Here is an 804-nt window from a genome sequence, read left to right on the forward strand (position 1 = left end):
AACGGAACTGCTGCTTTACCTATCGTTTTTACTGCTGCTGCTGATCCCTTAACAGCTGCAAACGTTGCTGCTGGTGTGTATGTTGCTCCTGGTCATGACTTAGACTTAAACGGTCTTTGGGGTGGAGTTATCATTTTAGGAAATAACGTGATTGGTGCTGGTGCTAACAATACTGCAAACATCGAAGGTATTGCTGCTGGTCAAACTTGGACAAACTATGGTGGTACATTAACTGATGACAATTCTGGTTCTTTAAAATACGTTTCTATTCGTCATGGTGGGGCTACTATCGCTAATGGTAGTGAAATTAATGGTCTTACTTTAGGTGGTGTTGGTAACAAAACTATTGTTGAAAATATCGAGATCATCTCTAATGATGATGACGGAATCGAAATTTTTGGTGGAAATGTAAATGTAAATAACCTTTTAATTTATAACCAAACTGATGATGCTATTGATTTAGATCAAGCGTATTCAGGAACTATTACAAATGCTCTTGTTGCAATGGGTGTTGGTAGTGATACAGTTTTTGAAATTGATGGTACTGAGTCTACTTCTACTCCTAGAGTTACTGGTTCTTACACTATTGATGGTGTAACTGCTATTGGTAATGCAAATGCTACAAGACTTACAACTTACGGTGACTGGAAAGCGGATGCAATGGGTGCTAATAATAATATCGTTTTCAAAGGCTTTAAAGTGGGTAGTAAAGTAAAAGGTATTGATGCTGACACTTTTGGAACTACACTTACTTTCTCTAACTTAGATTTCGTAACTACTGATGCTCTTTCAACTATTTCTACT

1 pseudogene is annotated in these 804 nt (G+C 37.3%); it reads left to right on the forward strand.

What is annotated here, in order from left to right:
• Positions 1-804, forward strand: a pseudogene (locus IU405_RS01000) (hypothetical protein); the annotation flags it as partial.

It is taken from the genome of Polaribacter sp. BAL334 (assembly GCF_015767435.1).
Lineage (GTDB): Bacteria > Bacteroidota > Bacteroidia > Flavobacteriales > Flavobacteriaceae > Polaribacter.